The sequence below is a fragment of the Natrarchaeobius versutus genome (genome assembly GCF_041205745.1).
Classification (GTDB): Archaea; Halobacteriota; Halobacteria; order Halobacteriales; family Natrialbaceae; genus Natrarchaeobius; species Natrarchaeobius versutus.
Genome location: NZ_JBGFCC010000009.1, coordinates 107,886 through 127,741, shown reverse-complemented (window position 1 = coordinate 127,741; position 19,856 = coordinate 107,886). Strand labels below are relative to the sequence as shown.

Genomic DNA, 19,856 nt, shown 5'->3' with positions numbered 1-19,856 from the left:
AATCCAGATCGATCGAACGTGACAGCCCTCGGCAAGATAGATCGGACGTTTTTCGACGAGCGCATCGCGTCGAACCTCGGTGCCGACCGTGACGACGTCGCCCTCGGACCACGACACGGCGTCGACTTCGGCGTGATCGACGTCGACGGCACGGCGCTCGTGACCGCGACTGATCCGCTTTCGATCCTTCCGGCGCTGGGATTCGAGCGCGCGGCGCGGTTCGCCCTCGACCTCGTGCTCGCGGACGTCGCCGTCAGCGGCATTCCGCCGTCGTATCTCTCGCTCTGTTTTACCCTCCCGGAGACGATGACCAACGAGGCGTTCGGGACTATCCAAGCGACCATTCACGAGGTGTGTGTCGACCTCGGCGTCGCCGTCGTCACCGGCCACACGGCCCGCTACTCCGATCCGTCCCATCCGTGGGTCGGCGCGGCGACCGCGATGGGCGTCGGTGACCACGACGAGATAATCCGCCCCGACGGCGCACGCGCCGGCGACCGGCTCCTGTTGACGACCGGCCCAGCCGTCGAGTCCGTGGGACTTCTGAGCACGCTGTTTGCCGACCAGATCGACCTTCCCGAAGGCGTGTTGGAAAATGCACAGGAACGCCTCGAGGAGGTCTACTGCGTCCGAGACGCCCTCACGGCGGCCGCCGCGGGGCCGGTGACGGCGATGCACGACGTGACCGAGGGCGGCCTCGCGGGCGCGCTGAACGAGATGGCAGACGGCGCCGGCACCCGCTTCGAGATCGATCGCGAGGCCGTGCCGATGCGTCCCGGTGTCCGCGAAATGTGTGAGACACTCGAGATCGATCCCTGGGCGGCGACGAGCTGTGGCTCACTCGCGATCGCGGTCGATCCGGACGGCGTCGACGTGGTCCGTGGGGCCCTCGAGAGTCGCGGGACCGTCGTCGCCGAGATCGGCCGCGTCGTCGAGGGAGGGGGTGTCTTCGTCGACGGTGATCGCCTCGAGCATCCGAGCGTCGATCCGTCTTGGGGGGCATACGCCGAACTGGCCGAGGAGTCGTAGACTGGCGACGGACGAGCGTTTTCTGCCGATCGAACGCGATGCTCGGGCGGTTTCCGATCCGGAGAATACGGTTCGAAAGTTATACCGATTCGAATCGATTCTGCGGTATGGAACGTCCGCTTCGATCCGACGAAACGGGTCAGCCGCGTCGGTCGTCTACGTCCCGACGTGCGCTGCTCGCATCCCTCGGGACGGCAACCGTTTCGGGATTGGCCGGCTGTTCGTCCATCGCCGAGACCGTGTGGAATCCGTTGGAGACGTTCAACGTCGGCAACCACGGCGACGAGACGGCGACGGTGAGTACCAGCGTCGTTTCGCCCGGCGGCGACGAACTATTGGCCGAGACGACCACGTACGACGGGGGCGAGTGGGACGGCTACGAGGGCTTCTGGGAGCGGACGGGCGAACACACCATCTCGTTCGAGGTCGAAGGCGGCCGACGGATGACCGACGACGTCCCGGTGAACTCACTCGACGATCAGTGGGTCGTGACGACCGCAAACGGGTGGCTGTTCGTCTACTCGCCGGGCGACTTTCTCCTCACCAACTACGACGACGGCTCGACGACGATCGACGTTCGAATCGAGGACCCGGACGGCGAAACGCGCCTCGACGAGCGGGTCGAATTCGAGGAGGATGGGTTCGCGCGGTTCTCGAACATCTGGGAGCAGTCGGGCGACCACGTCGTCACCGTCGACGCCGAGGGCGGTCCGAGTGGAACCGAGACGATGCGATCCGCCGGAACGATATACGTCAACGCGATGGTCCTCGAGAACGACGAGTTCGTGATGGGGTGGGACGAGAGCGTCCTCGAGGACGACGAATCTGCGATGGGGTGGAACGCTCGATGACGACAGATTCGGCCACTCGAGTCGCTCAGCCGAAACCGACTCCGTCCCGACTACCGACGCCTCGGGAAACCGCCTGGACCATCACCGATTTGTATAACCGGAAAATACAGTCGAGTATGCGAACGCCCACACCCGAAGCCAGGCCGGTCGCGTTGACGATCGCAGGGAGCGACTCCGGCGGCGGTGCCGGGATCCAGGCCGACCTCGCCACGATGGCCACCCACGGCGTCTACGGCACGTCGGCGATCGCCGCCGTCACCGCCCAGCACACCCGCGGCGTCGAGTCGTCGTTCGTCCTCCCGACCGACGAGATCGCCGCCCAGATCGACGCCGTCGTCGACGACTTCGACGTCGGCGCGGCGAAGACGGGGATGCTCGCGACGACCGAGGTCGTCGAACTGGTCACAGAGCGCGCTCGAGGCTTCGCGTTCCCGCTCGTCGTCGACCCCGTGATGGTCGCCACGTCGGGCGATCGGTTGCTCGACGAGCGCGCCGAACGCGCCTACGAGGACCTGATTCGCGAGGCCGCAGTCGTCACGCCCAACGCCGACGAGGCCGAAGTGTTGACGGGAGTCACGGTCGAGGACGACGAGAGCGCTCGAGAGGCCGGTGAGGCGCTCCTCGAAATGGGCGCCGACGCCGCGCTCCTCAAGGGGGGACACGTCCCCGGTGAGACGGTCCGGGACGTGCTGGTGCGACCCGGAGACGGCCCCGCGGGTGTCGAGGGGGCGACGGTCACGACCTTCGAACACGAGCGCGTCGACACCGACGCCACCCACGGCTCCGGCTGTGCGCTCGCGGCCGCCATCGCCGCACGACTGGCCGCTGGTGAGGGCCTCGAGTCCGCGGTCGAGGGGGCGACGGCGTTTCTGGCTCGAGCGATCGAACACCACTACGACGTCGGACAGGGACCGGGGGCGGTGAATCACTCGGTCGACAGGTAGCGAGCGCAAGAGCGGATCGCATGAGGGCCAGCCACCCGCACACGCCGCTTTTTTAGGATCCCGTCGCACACTCCCGATATGGTCGAGAATCCGTTCGACGCGGAGATACGCGTCGGAGAGGTGCTGAAAGCCGAATCGTTTCCGGAGACGAACAAGCCGAAGATGACGAAGCTGTGGATCGACCTCGGTGAGGAACACGGCGAGATCCAGTCTGCGGGACAGCTGGACCACCACTACGATCCCGCGGAACTCGAGGGAAAGCAGGTGCTGTGTGCGACGAACTTGGGTTCGGTTCGGATCGCCGGGTTCAAATCCGAGGCGCTGACGGTCGGCGTTCCCGACGACGACGGATTTCCGGTGCTGGTCGAACCGGAGACCGACGTTCCACTCGGCGGTGTACTGTTCTGATACGGACTACTGTCAGTCATTGACGGTGCAATCGCAGGACGACTCGCGGTTACACCGGTAAATCGGTACAACAGACCGTATGATACGGACGGGATGTCCCGCACCAAGGATCCGCTGAAACCGGTTGTACACCGATCGTACAGACATCGTTCGGACTGGTGTACACTGACTTTCAGTGGCGACGGCGGCCCCAGCGTGACCGGAGTCCGTCCGCGGCCACGCCGACCGCCGGAAACCGCGTGATGGGCAATCTGGATCCGATATCGAACGGGCGTGACCCGTCGGCCAGTCGCGAAGATCCGCGGTGTGAGAATACGATGACGCAACGTGCGCCAGGATATGATGGCGCAACACGCGTCGGGCGGTGAATTAAGCAGTGACGCCGTTAATAGTTCGACCATCGACACTCGTTTTCTTCAACTTACCACCTTATATTCCCACATATGTTGAAGAATTGATCGGTGATCGGAGAGATAATGAACATTTGGCGAAAATACTTATTGCGACGAAGGACCGTGGTCCCTGTATGTCTTATCAGGATGGGGCCGATCCGGCCGGGCCGTCCATGGGAGACGGTGAGATGGTTCACGACGAGGTCGCCGTCGAACGAACCGAGGTCGAACAACTCAAGGAATTCGTGGGGTTTCGCCAGGAAGACGAGCGACTCCTCGAGTCGATGTCCGAAGTGTTCGAACGGACGAGTCGAGACCTTCCGGAGCAGTACTACGAAAACGTCTGCACGCAAGGCGTAGTTGCCGATCACATCCAGCGAAGTGACCTCACGGAAGCGGAATTCAAGCGCGAACAGCGCACCTACATAGAGGAGTTCGGTGCCGGCGAGTACGGCGCCTCGTTTTTCGAACAGCGAGCCCAATCCCCGGCCGTCGACCCGTTCCTCGAGGCCGGATTGCAACACTACGTCGGCTCGTTCGGTCTCTACTACGATCGAATTCTCTCTGAAATCGGTGAGGAGGTCGTCGACGAACACGTTTCGGACAGCGAGAGCGGCGAACCGGTAGCGCAGGACGTCGAGTCGGAGTCCGCGGACACGAGGCGAGACTCCGAGGGCGGAGAGGACGCGGATCCAGGCGGTGCAGGGATAACCGAAGCCGACCTCGAGGCGGCGGTCGAAGACACGGTCGAGCGTTCGCTCGCGTTCCTTCGGATGGCAGTGTTGGATCAACACCTCGCGATGGGGTCGCGGATGGAGATTTTCGTCGAACGGATGGTGGAACTCGAGCAACGTCGAGATGAGGTCCGCGGGGACCTAGAAGAAACCGTCGACGAACTCACGGGGTACGCCAAGCGGATCGACGAGGGGACGAAAGAGATCGACGGCTACGCACAACAGCAGTCGGCGTCGACCTCCGAAATCGCGGGCGAGATGTCGAACCTGAGCGCGACGGTCGAGGAGATCGCCTCGAACACGGAGGAAGTAAGCGCCACTACCGAACGCGCAGAGGAGGTCGCCGACGAGGCAACGAGCACGGCCGAGGAAGCGATTTCGAAGATGGAGCGGGTCAAAGACGCCTCCGACGAGGTGACCGACGACGTCGAAGATCTCCGTCAGGGCGTCCAGCGCATCGACGAGATCGTCGAAGTGATCAACGAGATCGCGGACCAGACCAACCTGCTCGCGCTCAACGCCTCGATCGAGGCCGCGACCGCGGGCGAGGCGGGCGACGGCTTCGCCGTCGTCGCAAACGAGGTGAAATCGCTCGCCGAGGAATCCCAGGACGAGGCCGCCACGATCGAGAATATGGTCGACCGAATCCAGGAGAACACCGAGGAAACCGTCGAGAGCCTAGAGGAGGCGAACGACGAGATCGAAGACGGCGTCGATCTCGTCGAAGAGACCGTCGAGAACTTGGGCGAGATCGAAACCGCGATCAGCGAGTCGGCCTCGGGAATCGACGAGGTTGCGACGGCGACGGACGATCAGGCCGCGACGACGGAGGAAGTCGCCGGGATGGCCGACCAAGTGACCGAGACGGCGGCGATGGTCGCCGACGAGACCGAGGAGTTGGTCGACGCGAACGAGGAGGCGAGACAGCGAGTAATGCGGATCGTCGCCATCGTCGACAAGTTGACCGAAGTCGACGAAAGGGCGCCAGCGTAGATCGTACAGAACTGCCCGTCCGTGGGATCACGCGCGCCGCTGTTTTACAGTGGAACGTCCCTCGAACGTGGACGAGACGACGGATATACTCGGGGAGTTCGCCTCGCCGAAACGAAGATCGACACGGAGCTGTCAACGACCCAGCGAACAGTTTCTGCGAATTCATCGGTGACGGCGACGGATCCGTCAGTAACGACTCGGTCTCGGGTCGTTCAGAGGACACCTTACGAGTTGCCGTATCCGATGGACAGCGTCCCCGGCGACGACCTCACACCGCATCTCGAGGCACCGGTCGGACGCGGCTATCGAGTGATCGTCGGCGACCAGTACGGGGAGAACACAGTCGTGAACCAAAAAATAGCAGTAACACTATCCGTCAGGCGACAGCACAGCCAGTATGGACGACGATCCACTATCGGGACAGGGACCGTCGGCCGAGGGAACCAACGTCGAAGGAGAGTCACCGCAAATCGAGCCGACGGTCGAGACCGAAGAAGCGACGATTACCGACGACGCCGAACTCGAGCGAACGCTCGGGCTCACCGGCGGCCTCGCGATCGGAATCGGGACGATGATCGGCGCGGGCATCTTCGTCTTTCCGGGGCTGGCGGCGGGTAACGCCGGACCGGCCGCATCGGTCTCGTTCGCCATCGGTGCCGTTATCGCGTTGCTGGTCGCGTTGCCGGCGTCGGAACTCGCGACGGCGATGCCGAAAAGCGGCGGCGGCTACTACTTCATCTCGCGCGGACTCGGGACGCTCGCCGGGACGGTCGTCGGCCTCTCGTTGTGGTTCGGGCTGGTGTTCGCCACGGCGTTTTACCTCGTCGGCTTCGGCTACTACGCCGTCGACACGCTGGCGGAACTGGGTATCGCAGTCGGAGCAGAGCTGGTCATCCCGAAGGCGTTGCTGTTCGGCGCGGGCTTTACCGTGTTGAACGTCACCGGGACCGAAAACGCGGCGAAACTCCAGAACGGCGTCGTCGCCTTGTTGCTGTCGATACTGATCGTGTTTCTCGGCTACGGTGGGCTCGACGCCGCCGGGCTCCTGGGCGAGCCGACGGCTCCCGAACGGTTCGCCCCGGCAGGAATCTTCCCCGTGTTCACGACGGCGGCGCTCGTTTTCACTTCGTATCTCGGCTTCGCACAGGTGGCGACCGTCGCCGGCGAGATGAAAGATCCCGGCCGAAACCTGCCGCTGGCGATGGTCGGATCGGTGGTCATCGTCGGCGTTCTCTACGTGGTGACGATCTTCGTCGCGACGAGCGCGTTCGGAAGCGAGCAACTCGAGCAGTTCGGCGAAACCGCGATGGTCGAAGTCGGTCGCCACTACCTCGGCCCGATCGGTGCGTTCGCGATCGTCTTTGGCGGCCTGCTCGCGACGATGTCGAGCGCCAACGCATCGGTTCTCAGCACGTCTCGAGCCATCTACGCCGTCTCGCGGGACGCCCTGTTGCCCCGGTGAGCGAGCCGGATCAACCTCCGGTACGGCACGCCACACGTCGCGCTGGGGCTGGCCGGCGGACCGATTTTGGTGTTGACGGCGACGGGACGCGTCGAACTGCTCGCCGAGGTCGCGTCGTTTCTCCACCTCGTCATGTACGGGCTGATCTGCGTGGCGCTCATCGCGTTGCGTCGCGACGAACCGGAGTGGTACGATCCCGACTTCCGGGTCCCCGGCTATCCCGTCGTCCCGGCGCTCGGTGCGATCTGTAGTTTCGCGTTGATCGCGTTCATGCAACCCGCCTCCCAATACGTCGGTGGCGGGATCATGCTCTTGACCGTCGGCTGGTATTTCTACTACGCTCGCGACGTCGAACTGAAAGGTGCACTATGACACGCATACTCGTTCCGCTGAAAATACTCGAGGGACAGTCGGTCTCGGCCGGGCTCACGGCGTTGCTCGAGCCGATGAGCGTGACCGTGCTGGGCTATCACGTCCTTCCGGAACAAACGCCGCCAGATCAAGCACGACAGCAGTACGAAGACCGCGCCACGGACGCGCTCGAGGATCTCGCGACGGAGTTCGGGGCGGAAGACGGAACTGCCGACTATCGTCTCGTCTTCACCCACGATCGTAAACAGACGGTCGATCGGGTTGCGGACGCGACGGAGTCGGATGTCTACGCCATTCCGGGAGCGACTGGTCCCGTCGATCGGATACTCGTCGCGTTGACCGGCGACGTCGCCGTCGACCGGATCGTCTCGTTCGTCGCGGAACTGGTCGGCGACCGCGACATTGGGGTTACGCTCTTTCTGGCGACCGACGAGGAGGCCGCCGGTCGAAAACTCCTCGAGGCGAGCGCTCGAGTGCTCTCCGGAGACGGGATCACGGTTCGAACCGAACTCGCGGTCGGCGAACCGCCCCTCGAGGCGCTCGTCGCCGCCGCCGTCGATCACGACGCCATCGTCATGGGTGAGCGCGCGCCGTCACTCCGGACGCTCGTTTTCGGTGAGGAAACCGAACGGGTGGCTACCGAATCGGTCGGCCCGGTTCTCGTCGTTCGCCGTCACGAGGCGGACGCTGACCGATCGGCGAGTGCCGAGAAGTCCTGATCGAGAAGTTTCGTCAAACCGATGGTGTGTCGTCGGTCGCAACGGGTCAGGTGACGTCGCCGTGTCCGTCCCCGGGGTCCATCGATTCGTCCGCATCTGCGACCTCGAGGTACTCTCCGCGGATCACGAGCACGGGATCGACGGTCTTTCTGGCCAGCGTTTTCGCCCGGTCGCGGAAGATGAACCGACGAATCGACGGGCGACTCTCGCCGACGACGAGGAGGTCGTACTCGCTCGCCACGTTCAGGATCTCCCGTGACGGCGAGCCGTCGACGCTGAGCGCCGTGTCGACCCGTTCAGGATCTATTCCGAGCCCGGTCAGTTCGGCGACGGCGTCGTCGAGGAGTTCGGTACCTCGGTTGCGATCGTCTTCGTGGGAGACGACGTGGAAGAAGGTCACTTCGAGGTCGGTATCGGCGACCAGTGCGCCGAGTAACTCGGCGATGTACTCGAGGTTGACGTCGCTTCGGATCGCGACGAGGACCGACTCGAGAACGGGTGCGGGATTGACCAGCAGGACGCCGTCACACTCCGTCTCGACGGCGACTCGTTCGAACGTCTCGAGGCGATCGTGCGTGAAGACGATCCGAGTGGAGACGTCGAGGCAACCGGCGTCTTCGAACGTTCGTTGGACGTCGTCGAGTTCGTTGCGCACGCGAGATTCGTACTGGTCACGTGCCTGGTCGGTACCGGTCTGGTCGGGAACCACACGGTAGCCGAGCAACACGACGGGAACGGATGCGAACGCGTCGACGACCGTTCGGGGAACGGACTCGCCGCCGAGGACGTCGATCGGGATCAGTACGCGATGGTCGCGGAGTACAGCCATTCTGGGAGTCGTCTCACGAGATAGAACGGCGACCGTAATAGAACCGGTACGAACGCAACGATGAGTGTCACAACTACCGATATGTGCTACGAGAAAGCGGCGTTCATACGGGCTGTAGTGGTGACGTGTCGACACGACCACCACCCGCTCCCGGATGCGTCGGTACTGGTCGACGACAGTCCGCCGCAGATCGACGGAGGCTCGACACGTTCACTTCCACCGCGGATCCCGCAGGGTTTTTGTCGTGGCCCGCCAGTCACCGCACATGACCGAGGCGACGGGTATCGTCGGGGAGTTCTTCTCGCTCAAAGAGGAGACCGACGCGGAGCTGTTGGCGATGCAGTGTGGCGATTTCTACGAATTCTTCGGCGAGGACGCTGAATTCGTTAGCGACGAACTCGATCTGAAAGTCTCCCAGAAGTCCTCCCACGGCTCGTCGTATCCGATGGCCGGCGTTCCCGTCGACGACCTCACGCCCTACCTCAAGGCGCTGGTCGAACGCGGCTACCGGGTGGCCGTCGCCGACCAGTACGAGACCGACGACGGACACGCACGAGAGATCGTCCGCGTCGTCACACCCGGAACCTTACTCGAGACGACCGAGGCGGACGCCCAGTATCTCGCGACGATCGTCGAGGGCGACGCGAACGGCCACTCGTCGGGAGCGTACGGCCTCGCGTTCGCGGACGTGACGACGGGACGGTTTCTCGTCGCGGACGCCGAGGACGTCGACGAGGCGCTGACGGAACTGTACCGGTTCGACCCCGTCGAACTCCTTCCGGGTCCCGACGTCCGAACCGACGACGACCTGCTGGGCGCCGTCCGCGAGCGCACCGACGCCACCATGACGCTCCACGAGACGGAGGCGTTCGCGCCCAAACGGGCCGGCCACGCAGTCCGCGACCAGTTCGGCCGCGAGACGGTCGACCGCCTCGGCGTCGGCGACTCCGCAATTGCGGCCGCCGGCGCGATTCTCTCGTACGTCGAGGAGTCGGGAACCGGCGTCCTGGCGTCGATGACCCGCATCCAGACCCACCAGGGCGACGATCACGTCACGCTCGACGCGACGACCCAGCGCAACCTCGAGCTAACGGAAACGATGCACGGCGACGGCGAGGGCTCGCTGTTCGAGACGATCGATCACACCGAGACGAGCGCCGGGGCCCGCCTGTTAAAGGAGTGGCTCCAGCGCCCACGGCGGTCCCTCGAGGTCCTCGAGACCCGACGAGAGAGCGTCGCGGCGCTCTCGTCGGCGGCGCTCGCGCGCGACGAACTCCGAGAGACGCTCGGCGACGCGTACGACCTGGCGCGACTCGCCTCGAAGGCGAGTCACGGAAGCGCCGACGCGCGGGACCTGCTCGCGGCCCGGGAGACACTCGCCGTTCTCCCGAAACTCGTCGAGATCGTCGAGAGCGACCCCGAACTCGCCGACTCGCCGCTGTCAGCGGTCGTCGACCGACCCGATCGAGTGGCCGCGGCGACCCTCCGTGAGCGACTCGAGGAGGCCATCGCGCCCGAGCCGCCGTCGACGGTGACCCAGGGTGGGCTCTTCCAGCGAGGTTACGACGACGAACTGGACGAGGTGATCGACCGCTTCGAGGACCTCGAGGAGTGGTTCGGAACGCTCGCCGACCGCGAGAAACGCCAGTACGGCCTCGCACACGTCACCGTCGATCGGAACAAGACCGACGGCTACTACGTCCAGGTCGGCAAGTCCGCGGCCGACGGCGTCCCCGACCACTACGAGCAGATCAAGACGCTGAAGAACTCGAAGCGGTTTACGACCGACGAACTCGAGGAGAAAGAACGGGAGATGCTCAGACTCGAGGAGCGACGCGGCGACCTCGAGTACGAACTGTTCGAAGCGCTTCGCGAGGACGTGGCGGCGCGGGCCGAACTCCTCCAGGACGTCGGGCGGACGCTCGCGACCGTCGACGCCCTCGCGAGTCTGGCGACCCACGCGGCGGAAAACCGGTGGATCGCACCCGAGTTACACCGGGGAGATCGCCTCGAGATCGAACAGGGGCGCCACCCCGTGGTCGAACAGACGACCGAGTTCGTTCCGAACGACGTCGGGATGACCGACGACCAGCAGTTTCTCGTCGTGACCGGGCCCAACATGTCCGGGAAATCGACGTACATGCGCCAGGTGGCCTGTATCGTCCTTCTCGCGCAGGTCGGTAGTTTCGTCCCGGCGAAGCGAGCGGAGATCGGCCTCGTCGACGGGATTTTTACCCGCGTCGGCGCGCTCGACGAACTCGCCCAGGGTCGATCCACGTTCATGGTCGAGATGAGCGAACTCTCGAACATCCTGCATACGGCGACCGAGGAGTCACTCGTCATCTTAGACGAAGTGGGGCGGGGCACCGCAACCTACGACGGTATCTCGATCGCCTGGGCGGCGACCGAGTACCTCCACAACGAAGTGGGCGCGAAGACGCTGTTTGCGACCCACTACCACGAACTGACCGGCCTCGCGGAGAACCTCCCTCGCGTCGCAAATGTCCACGTCGCGGCGGACGAACGCGACGGCGACGTCACATTTCTCAGAACCGTCCGCGACGGACCGACCGACCGCTCTTATGGCATCCACGTCGCCGACCTCGCCGGCGTCCCCGGTCCCGTCGTCGACCGCGCTCGAGACGTCCTGGATCGACTGCGCGAGGAGAAAGCCATCGAAGCGAAAGGCGGCTCGAACGACCCCGTCCAGACGGTGTTCGACGTCTCGAGCGGCCAGTTCCGCGGGCCGGCGAACGCCGACGGCGGGCAGAAGCCGGACGAGGAAGCGGACGACGCGATCGATCCCGAAACGGAGGCCGTCCTCGAGGACCTCGAGTCGATCGACGTCAACGAGACGCCGCCGATCGAACTCGTCTCGACGGTCCAGCAGTGGCAAGAGCGACTCGAGGAATGATACGGTCTGCTGTGACGATTTACCGGTGCAACCGCGAGTCGTCCTGCGGTTGCACCGTCAATGACTGACAGGAGTCCGTATGAAGCGGCTCCACGGAGACGAAGTCGAGACCGGCGGACGAACGCCACCGATATTGGCGACCAGAGACGTTTTGGCCTCACCGGCGAAAGCACACCGCTATGAGCCTCCGGCGAGCACTCGAGGGGATCACCGTCCCACTCGTGACCCCCTTCGACTCGGAATCGAACGACGTCGACGAATTAGCGCTCGAGGGACTGGTCGATCACCTCCTCGAAAACGGCGTGGACGCCCTGTTTCCCTGCGGGACGACGGGCGAGTTCGCCAGCCTCACCGACGGGGAGCGTCGCCGCGTTCACGAGGTCGTAAGAGAGCGAGTCGACGGCGAAGTGCCGGTGCTCGCCGGCGCGGCCGCGACGAGCGTCCCTGAGACCGTCGACTACCTCGAGGAGGCGGCCGACCTCGGGGCGGACGGCGCCGTGGTCGTCCCGCCGTACTTCCACGCGGCGAACGACCCCGCGGGCAACCAGCGATTCTTCGAGGCCGTCGCCGACGAGTCGCCGCTCTCGCTCCTGTTGTACAACATCCCCGCCTGCACTGGCGGACGAATCGAGCCCGAGACGCTCGAAGCCGTCGCGGACCACGAGAACGTGATCGGGCTGAAGGACTCGGGCGGCGACCTCGAGTACCACCTGGAAGCGATCCGGGGGACGCCCGAGGAGTTTCTCGTCCTGCAGGGATACGACGCGCTCCTCGTCCCGGCGCTCCGGATGGGCGCCGACGGCGGGGTGAACGCCCTCTCGAACGTCGCTCCCGCGGCATACGCCGAACTGTACGAGGTGGCCGACGAGGAACGCGGCCGAGAGTTACAGGACGCCGTCGCCGAGCTATTCGTGGCTTGCGGCGAGTACGGCTTCGCGCCGGCGACGAAGGCCGCGCTCGTTCATCGGGAGACGATCCCATCCACCGCCGTGCGGCCGCCGCTGGTCGAGGTCCCCGAGGACGGGACTGAACGGATCGGGAGTGCAGTCGACGACCTGCTCGAGGTCTGAAATCCCGCAGGGCCCTCGTGCACGTAACACCTATTGACGCTCGAGCGCAACCCACACCCAGTATGAACGGGGACGGAGCGCAGTTCGACGAGCGAGGTTCGTCGTTCGAGTACGTCCGGGCGAAATCGATCGGGAGCGAGGACGGATGAGCGACGGGACGTCACCGAGCGGCGACGAGACCGAGATCCTCAGGCTCGACGACGACACCGTCGCCCGGATCGCCGCCGGCGAGGTCGTCGAGCGGCCGGCGAGCGCCGTCAAGGAACTCGTCGAGAACAGCCTCGATGCGGACGCCTCGAGCGTCGACGTCACCGTCGAGGAGGGTGGTACCGAACTCATCCGGGTGACCGACGACGGCCGCGGGATGAGCGAGGCGGATCTGCAGGCCGCCGTCCGCCAGCACACGACGAGCAAGATCGACGGCCTCGAGGACCTCGAGTCGGGCGTCGCGACCCTCGGATTCCGGGGAGAGGCCCTGCACACGATCGGGTCGGTTTCGCGGACGACGATCCGATCGCGCCCGCGGGCGGACTCGGAGACGGGGGATGGAGGCGAGGCCGACGTCGGAACCGAACTCGTCTACGAAGGCGGCGAAGTAACCTCGGTCGAACCGACGGGCTGTCCGGTGGGAACGGTCGTCGAGGTCGAAGATCTCTTCTACAACACGCCGGCCCGTCGGAAGTTCCTCAAGACGACGGCGACGGAGTTCGCCCACGTCAATCGCGTCGTCACGCGCTACGCGCTCGCGAACCCCGACGTGGCCGTTTCGCTCACCCACGACGGCCGGGAGGTGTTCTCGACGACCGGCCAGGGCGACCTGCAGGCCGCGGTGCTCGCCGTCTACGGCCGGGAGGTCGCCTCGGCGATGATCCCCGTCGACGCCGACGCAGACGACGTACCGCCGGGTCCGCTCGAGTCGCTCACGGGGCTCGTCTCCCACCCCGAGACGAACCGCTCGAGCCGTGAGTATCTCGCGACCTACGTCAACGGCCGCGCGGTGACGGCCGACGCGATCCGCGAGGGGATCATGGGCGCCTACGGGACCCAACTCGGCGGCGACCGATACCCCTTCGCCGTCTGCTTTCTCGAGGTGCCCGGCGAGGCGGTCGACGTGAACGTCCACCCGCGCAAGCGGGAGGTACGATTCGACGACGACGATGCAGTGCGCCGACAGGTCGACGCCGCAGTCGAGTCGGCGCTTCTCGAACACGGAATGCTCCGGTCGCGGGCGCCGAGAGGCCGGTCGGCGCCGGCGGAGACGAGCGTCACACCGGAGAACGCGATCGATCCGGATGACGAGCCGGACGACACGTCGGCCGAGGCGAGTACGGAGGAGGTATCGGCGTCGGCGGGACCCACCTCGAGCGAATCAGACCGGAGGACGAGTGCGAGCGAGCCACCCCAGACACGCCGGGCGAACGCCTCGAGGGCGTCGAACGCCGACACGGACGACGCGTCGAAATCCGCCGACGGTCCACCGTCGCCGCCGAGTACCGAGACCGAATCGGGGGAGAACGCGGTCGACTCGAGCGCCGGCACCGGCTCGACACCGAGTGCGGGAGACGAATCGAAGAGCGCGAACGTCGGAGAAAGGAGGAGCGCCGACTCGGGGACGAAGCCACGATCGGGAACTCACGACGATCCTGCCGCGGGAACGGACCGCGTCGATTCGGCGAATCTCGATCCCGATCGAAAGTTCGCCGTCGCGACCGACCAGCAAACGCTCGAGGGGACGCCGGCGACGGGCGAGGTAACCGAGTACGATGCGTTGCCACCGCTTCGCGTGCTCGGGCAACTCCGGGAGACGTACGTCGTCTGCGAGACCCCCGACGGCCTCGCGTTGATCGATCAACACGCCGCCGACGAGCGCGTGAACTACGAGCGCCTCCGCGACGCGTTCGCGGACGATCCGCCCGCACAGGCGCTCGCGTCGCCGGTCGAACTCGAGTTGACGGCGGCCGAAGCCGAGGCGTTCTCGGCGTACCGCGACGCACTGGCCCGGCTGGGCTTTTACGCTGACCGAGTCGGCGATCGGACGGTGGCAGTGACGACCGTCCCCGCGGTGCTCGAGGAGACGCTCGAGCCCGAACACCTGCGGGACGTCCTGACGTCGTTCGTCGAGGGTGACCGCGAGGCAGGGGCGGAGACCGTCGACGCGCTCGCGGACGAGTTCCTCGGCGATCTGGCGTGTTATCCGTCGATCACCGGAAACACGTCGCTCACGGAGGGGTCGGTCGTCGACTTGCTCGCGGCACTCGACGGCTGTGAGAACCCCTACTCCTGTCCACACGGGAGACCGGTGATCGTCCGGATCGACGGCGAGGAGATCGAACGGCGGTTCGAACGCGACTATCCGGGACACGGGTAGGCCACGAGACGACGCCTGTGAGAACTACGGAAGTCGGTTTCTCTGGAAAAGCGAGGTATGAACGTCGTGATCGACCGGTACCGCAGGGGTCCGGTACCGATCGCGTGCCTCTGACCGATCACAGCGGAAGCGTCGACCGTGATATCGAACGACGTGTCCCGAAGTCCCGCCGAGACGTACCTTCCTCCGGGACCGTCATTCACTTTATTGTGAAACACCATTAATGTTCCTGGCGTCCCCGGTCGCCACGCCAGACCGGATCAGTAACGGTAGGTGAGCCGGGTGCGTACCCAAGACCGTGAGGATCGTTCACGAACTCGATGGATCGGACGCCGGCGGCCAGTTCCTTCGAACGGCACTCGGACTGTCGGTCGCCTTCGGCGATCCAATCCGCGTCGAGAACGTCCGTGGCGACCGACCGGATCCCGGTCTCGCCCACCAACATCTCGCCGTCCTCGAGACGATAGCCGACGTCTGTGACGCCGAGACGTCGGGGGCCGAGCTGGGCTCCGAGTCGGTCGAGTTCGATCCAGGGCTCCAAGAGGGCGGCGAGTTACACTCGTACGGTCGAGGTCGGAACCGCCTCGAGGGCGGTCGGTACCGCGTCGACATCGGCACGGCGGGAAGCGTGACGTTGCTGTTCGACGCGTTGGTCCCGCTCGCGGCCGTCCTCGAATCACCGCTTTCGGTCACGGCGACCGGCGGAACGGACGTGAAGTGGTCGCCGCCGATCGAGTACTTCGGGTTGGTGAAACTTCCCCTTCTCAGACGGTTCGGACTCGTCGCCGCCTGTGAGATCGATCGACGGGGGTTCTACCCCGACGGCGGTGGCCGGGCGACGCTCCACCTGGCTCCGTCGCGGTTCGACCCACTCGATCTGACCGAGCGCGGCCAACTCGAGGGGATTCGTCTCTATTCGACCGAGGCCGCCGCGCTCGCCGACAGCGACGTCGCGTCCCGGCAGGTCGAGGGGGCGCTGGAACGGCTCTCGTCGGTTACGGACGAGTTCTGCGCCGCGAGGGCTTCGGACAGTGACAGCCCGACGCCGCTCGAGCGGCGGGAAACGACGGCCGCGAGCGATTCGCCGGGATCGGCAGTCGTGATTCGGATCGATCACGAGACCGGTGTGTCAGGATTCACCGCGCTCGGCGAACGCGGAACGCCGGCCGAGCGCGTCGGTGCGCAAGCGGCCGACGCGGCGATCGAGTTTCTCGGTGGGACGGCACCGGTCGATCGTCATCTCGCCGATCAGCTGTTGGCGACGCTCGCCCTCGCCGGCGGGGAGCTACACGTTCCGACGATGACCGACCACGTCGCGTCCTCCTGTGAGCTACTCGAGGCGTTCGACGTCCCGGTCGAGGTCGACCGCGATGGGGCGAATCGACGTCTCACAGTTTCGCTGGGAGGGTGAGTGTCGCATCGGATCGGCGAGATCCTCCGCTCACGACCCTATTTATTTCTCACCTTCTGTCGAGAACGGATGCGTTGACCAAATTGATGAATTCCGTTATCCAACGCTCGAACAATGACATAACTTATACTTCGGCCATCCGTTGACCGACGTATGATCACGACACGGACGAGACGCGGACCGGGAGGGCCGAACGGTGAGTGATCTGGTCACGTTCGGCGAGACGATGCTTCGGCTCTCGCCGCCAAACGGCGAACGACTCGAGGATGTGCGTGAGTTCGAGGTGCTCGCGGGTGGCGCGGAGAGCAACGTCGCAGTGGCGGCACAGCGTCTTGGCACCCCATCGACGTGGCTCTCGAAAGTCCCGGAGTCCCCGCTTGGTAAACGCGTCGTCAGCGAACTTCGGGGGTACGGCATCGAGACGGATATCGCCTGGAGCCACCGCGGGAGACAGGGAACGTACTACATCGAGCGCGCCGGAAAGCCACGCGGCACCAAGGTGATCTACGACAGAGACGACACCGCGATCGCGACCGCGGAGGCTCGAGAGTTCGACGTCGATCGGATCCAGAACGCACGCGTGTTCTTCACGACGGGTATCACCCCCGCGCTCTCCTCGACGCTCCGGGATACGACCGCGAGCATGCTCAAGGCGGCCAGACAGGGCGGAACGACGACCGCGTTCGACTTCAACTACCGGCAGAAGCTCTGGTCGACCGAGGAGGCAAACGAGACGCTGACCAAGTTCTTCCCGGGAATCGACGTGCTCGTAATCGCGGCTCGAGACGCACGCGCGGTACTCGGCTTCGAGGGCGATCCACGACAGCTCGCACACAAACTCGGCTCCCAGTACGACTTCGAGACCGTCGTCGTCACCCGTGGCTCCGAGGGTGCGATCGGGTGGCACGACAGCGTCGTTCACGAACAAGAGGCCTACGAGACCGACACGGTCTCGAAAATCGGCACCGGCGATGCGTTCACCGGCGCGTTCATCGCACGCCGACTCGCGGGCGACGACGTTCCGACCGCCCTCGAGTACGCCGCGGCGACGGCGGCGCTCAAGCGGACGATCCCCGGCGACGTCGCGCTCGTCTCCGAGGAGGAAGTCGAAGCGGTCGTCTCGACGGGTGCCGAAGAGGTCTCCAGGTAACTTCTCGCCCACCCCGAAGCGTTCGTGCGTCGCTCGCTCACGACGGCGCGAACGCCTTTTTACGCCCGCGCCGAAGCCACGGTATGGTACACGTAGCCGTCGTCGGCGCGTACGGGAGCGCCGGCGTCGCCGCCGCCGACGAACTGCTCGCACGCGAAGCCGAGATCGAAGCCGACCTCGAGTTGACGCTAATCGACGACGGAGAGCCGGGTGGCGGGCTCTGTATCCTTCGGGGCTGTATGCCTTCGAAAGACGTTCTTTCGGCCGGCCAGCACCGCTACCAGGCTCGACACGACGATCGGCTCGAGGGAGTGCCGGAGGTCGACCCCGAAGCGATCGTCGCCCGCAAGGACGAACACGTCTCCGGGTTCGCCGAACACCGACGCGAGCACGTCCACGACCTCGCCGAGCGCGAGAACGTCGAGTTCCTCCACGAGACGGCCCGGTTCGTCGACGACCGGACTCTCGCGATCGACGGTCGCCGGATCGAGCCCGATTACGTCGTGATCGCGACGGGATCGGTTCTCGACGTCCCGGACCTGCCGGGAATAGACGAGGTTTCGTTTTCGTCGAGTGCGGACGTCCTCGAGGCGACCGAGTTTCCCGACTCGGGCATCGTCATGGGCTTTGGGTACGTCGGACTCGAACTCGCGCCGTACTTGAGCGAGGTCGGCGACGTCGACCTCACCGTCATCGAGCACGACGACCGACCGCTCGACGAGTTTCCGACCGGCTACGGCGAGACCGTCCTCGAGATCTACCGGGAGCAGTTCGGGATCGACGTCCTGACGAACGTCCGCGAGCGACGGCTCGAGCGAGCCGACGACGGCGGCGTCAGGCTATTTCTCGAGCGCGACGGAGCGGACGGCGAAACGGAACGCGGCAATGTGGACGGCGAAACGGAACGCGAGGACGCGGACGACGGAACGAACGGCGAGGAGTTCGCGGTCGAAGCCGAAGAACTCTACCTGTTTACCGGTCGGCGAGCCAATCTCGAGGGGCTGGGACTCGACCGGACTTGCCTGGAGCCCGAGCCGGGATGGGTGGGATCGACGATGCAGACGGCGAGCGACGACCGGGTGTTCGTCGTCGGGGACGCAAACGGCCGGGAACCGATCCTCCACGTGGCCAAAGAACAGGGGTTCACGGCCGGCGAGAATATCCTCTGTCACCACCGCGACGAGGCGTGTCGACCGTACGTCAACGTTCCCCACCACGTGATCTTCTCCGGGCTCGGCGTCTACCCGTTCGCTCGCGTCGGCCACACGCCCCGGACGGTCGTCGACACCGACCGGGAGGCAATCGTCGTCGGCCGCGAAGCGTCTTCGGACGGCGTGTTCAAGACCAAAGGCCATCCGGAGGGGCTGGCGACGCTCGTCGTCGACGCCGCGGACGGAACCGTACTCGGCTATCAGGGTCTTCACCTCCACGCCGACGTAATGGCGAAGACGATGCAACTCGCCGTCGAGATGGAACTCGACGTCCGAGCGCTCCCGGATCGGGCCTACCATCCGACGACACCCGAGATTCTCGACGGTCTCTTCCGCGAGGCAAGTGCGGAACTCGAGAGGACGAGTGGCCAGTGAGCCGGCGAGAGTGGACTCGTCGTGCGACCGTCCGACGGTGGCGTCTCCTGGCAGGAGTTTTTGATCGCGGAGACCGTAGGCCGCGCTATGAGCCGAGACGTGCGCCAGGCGACGATCGGCGACGTGGATGCCATCCACGAGACGGCGCGACGAAGCTGGCACGCCGCGTACGACGACCTACTCGAGGCCCGCCGAGTCGACGAAATCGTCGACGACTGGTACGCGATCGCCGACCTCGAGTCGTCGATTACGGACGCCAGCCACCGCGACGACGCAACGTTTCTCGTCATCGACGCCGATCCCGAGTCGTCCCCGCCGGCGTTCGAAACCGGGTGCGTCGGATTCGCACACGTCGTCCCGTGGCCCGAGAGGGCGTCGGTGGGATACCTCACACGAATCTACGTCGACCCCGACGTCTGGGGACACGGGCTCGGATCGGCGTTGCTCGATTCGCTCGAGAACGACCTGACAGCGCAGTTCGACCGGATCCGGCTGGCCGTCCTCGCGGACAACCGCGTTGGCGTCTCGTTTTACGAATCGATGGGATTCGAACGCGTCGAAACCAGGGAGAGCGAACTGGGGAACGGACTCGAAGAATACGTCTACGAAAAGCCGCTGTGAGCG

At 65.3% G+C, this 19,856-nt stretch carries 13 protein-coding genes and 2 pseudogenes; 14 read left to right on the top strand and 1 reads right to left on the bottom strand.

The features are described 5' to 3' along the window. The first annotated feature begins 18 nt into the window (after window positions 1-18). The 7 genes and pseudogenes from AB7C87_RS19020 (at window position 19) to AB7C87_RS18990 (ending at window position 7,904) form a co-directional block, all read left to right on the top strand. The gene (locus AB7C87_RS19020; RefSeq protein WP_369731081.1) at window positions 19-1,029 is read left to right on the top strand and encodes a HypE family hydrogenase expression/formation protein; all 1,011 of its coding nucleotides are present in this window, start codon (window positions 19-21) and stop codon (window positions 1,027-1,029) included. Window positions 1,030-1,136: 107 nt separating this feature from the next. Next, on the top strand, window positions 1,137-1,880 hold the full coding sequence (locus AB7C87_RS19015) for a hypothetical protein (RefSeq protein ID WP_369731080.1): 744 nt from the start codon (window positions 1,137-1,139) through the stop codon (window positions 1,878-1,880). 116 nt (window positions 1,881-1,996) lie between these two features. Further along, a pseudogene (gene thiD / locus AB7C87_RS19010) lies at window positions 1,997-2,818 on the top strand (bifunctional hydroxymethylpyrimidine kinase/phosphomethylpyrimidine kinase); the annotation flags it as partial. Between the two features lie 84 nt (window positions 2,819-2,902). Continuing rightward, a complete protein-coding gene (locus AB7C87_RS19005) occupies window positions 2,903-3,232 on the top strand; it encodes a tRNA-binding protein (protein WP_369731079.1) in 330 nt (109 codons plus the stop codon). Between the two features lie 526 nt (window positions 3,233-3,758). Then, entirely contained in the window at window positions 3,759-5,351 is a 1,593-nt protein-coding gene (locus AB7C87_RS19000) for a globin-coupled sensor protein (protein WP_369731078.1), read from the top strand. 397 nt (window positions 5,352-5,748) lie between these two features. After that, a pseudogene (locus AB7C87_RS18995) lies at window positions 5,749-7,185 on the top strand (APC family permease). Beyond that, on the top strand, window positions 7,182-7,904 hold the full coding sequence (locus tag AB7C87_RS18990) for a universal stress protein (RefSeq protein WP_369731077.1): 723 nt from the start codon (window positions 7,182-7,184) through the stop codon (window positions 7,902-7,904). Before AB7C87_RS18995 ends, AB7C87_RS18990 begins: the two are co-directional and overlap by 4 nt. A 46-nt stretch (window positions 7,905-7,950) precedes the next feature. Here the strand turns inward: AB7C87_RS18990 and AB7C87_RS18985 are convergent, their stop codons facing one another. Continuing rightward, complete coding sequence (locus tag AB7C87_RS18985; protein WP_369731076.1) at window positions 7,951-8,733, bottom strand: universal stress protein; 783 nt, start codon at window positions 8,731-8,733, stop codon at window positions 7,951-7,953. A gap of 265 nt (window positions 8,734-8,998) precedes the next feature. On the opposite strand from AB7C87_RS18985, the gene mutS reads away from it, so the two are divergent. From mutS to AB7C87_RS18950, 7 genes are all read left to right on the top strand, one after another. Beyond that, on the top strand, window positions 8,999-11,647 hold the full coding sequence (gene mutS, locus AB7C87_RS18980) for a DNA mismatch repair protein MutS (protein ID WP_369731075.1): 2,649 nt from the start codon (window positions 8,999-9,001) through the stop codon (window positions 11,645-11,647). 179 nt (window positions 11,648-11,826) lie between these two features. Continuing rightward, window positions 11,827-12,717, top strand: a complete 891-nt coding sequence (locus tag AB7C87_RS18975) for a dihydrodipicolinate synthase family protein (RefSeq protein WP_369731074.1) — start codon at window positions 11,827-11,829, stop codon at window positions 12,715-12,717. Window positions 12,718-12,862: 145 nt separating this feature from the next. Next, window positions 12,863-15,085, top strand: coding sequence for a DNA mismatch repair endonuclease MutL (mutL, locus tag AB7C87_RS18970; RefSeq protein ID WP_369731073.1), 2,223 nt, complete (start codon window positions 12,863-12,865; stop codon window positions 15,083-15,085). Between the two features lie 298 nt (window positions 15,086-15,383). Then, entirely contained in the window at window positions 15,384-16,496 is a 1,113-nt protein-coding gene (gene rtcA / locus AB7C87_RS18965) for an RNA 3'-terminal phosphate cyclase (RefSeq protein WP_369731072.1), read from the top strand. Window positions 16,497-16,692: 196 nt separating this feature from the next. Next, a complete protein-coding gene (kdgK1, locus tag AB7C87_RS18960; RefSeq protein WP_369731071.1) occupies window positions 16,693-17,646 on the top strand; it encodes a bifunctional 2-dehydro-3-deoxygluconokinase/2-dehydro-3-deoxygalactonokinase in 954 nt (317 codons plus the stop codon). Window positions 17,647-17,729: 83 nt separating this feature from the next. After that, window positions 17,730-19,232, top strand: a complete 1,503-nt coding sequence (locus AB7C87_RS18955) for a dihydrolipoyl dehydrogenase family protein (RefSeq protein ID WP_369731070.1) — start codon at window positions 17,730-17,732, stop codon at window positions 19,230-19,232. A gap of 87 nt (window positions 19,233-19,319) precedes the next feature. Beyond that, the gene (locus AB7C87_RS18950; RefSeq protein ID WP_369731069.1) at window positions 19,320-19,853 is read left to right on the top strand and encodes a GNAT family N-acetyltransferase; all 534 of its coding nucleotides are present in this window, start codon (window positions 19,320-19,322) and stop codon (window positions 19,851-19,853) included. Window positions 19,854-19,856: the final 3 nt, after the last annotated feature.

Coding starts and splice junctions, on each gene's coding strand:
- AB7C87_RS19015 (WP_369731080.1), top strand. CDS start 1,137: ATGGAACGTCCGCTTCGATCCGACGAAACGGGTCAGCCGCGTCGGTCG.
- AB7C87_RS18990 (WP_369731077.1), top strand. CDS start 7,182: ATGACACGCATACTCGTTCCGCTGAAAATACTCGAGGGACAGTCGGTC.
- mutL (WP_369731073.1), top strand. CDS start 12,863: ATGAGCGACGGGACGTCACCGAGCGGCGACGAGACCGAGATCCTCAGG.
- mutS (WP_369731075.1), top strand. CDS start 8,999: ATGACCGAGGCGACGGGTATCGTCGGGGAGTTCTTCTCGCTCAAAGAG.
- AB7C87_RS18975 (WP_369731074.1), top strand. CDS start 11,827: ATGAGCCTCCGGCGAGCACTCGAGGGGATCACCGTCCCACTCGTGACC.
- AB7C87_RS18950 (WP_369731069.1), top strand. CDS start 19,320: ATGAGCCGAGACGTGCGCCAGGCGACGATCGGCGACGTGGATGCCATC.
- AB7C87_RS18985 (WP_369731076.1), bottom strand. CDS start 8,733: ATGGCTGTACTCCGCGACCATCGCGTACTGATCCCGATCGACGTCCTC.
- AB7C87_RS19000 (WP_369731078.1), top strand. CDS start 3,759: ATGTCTTATCAGGATGGGGCCGATCCGGCCGGGCCGTCCATGGGAGAC.
- AB7C87_RS19005 (WP_369731079.1), top strand. CDS start 2,903: ATGGTCGAGAATCCGTTCGACGCGGAGATACGCGTCGGAGAGGTGCTG.
- AB7C87_RS18955 (WP_369731070.1), top strand. CDS start 17,730: ATGGTACACGTAGCCGTCGTCGGCGCGTACGGGAGCGCCGGCGTCGCC.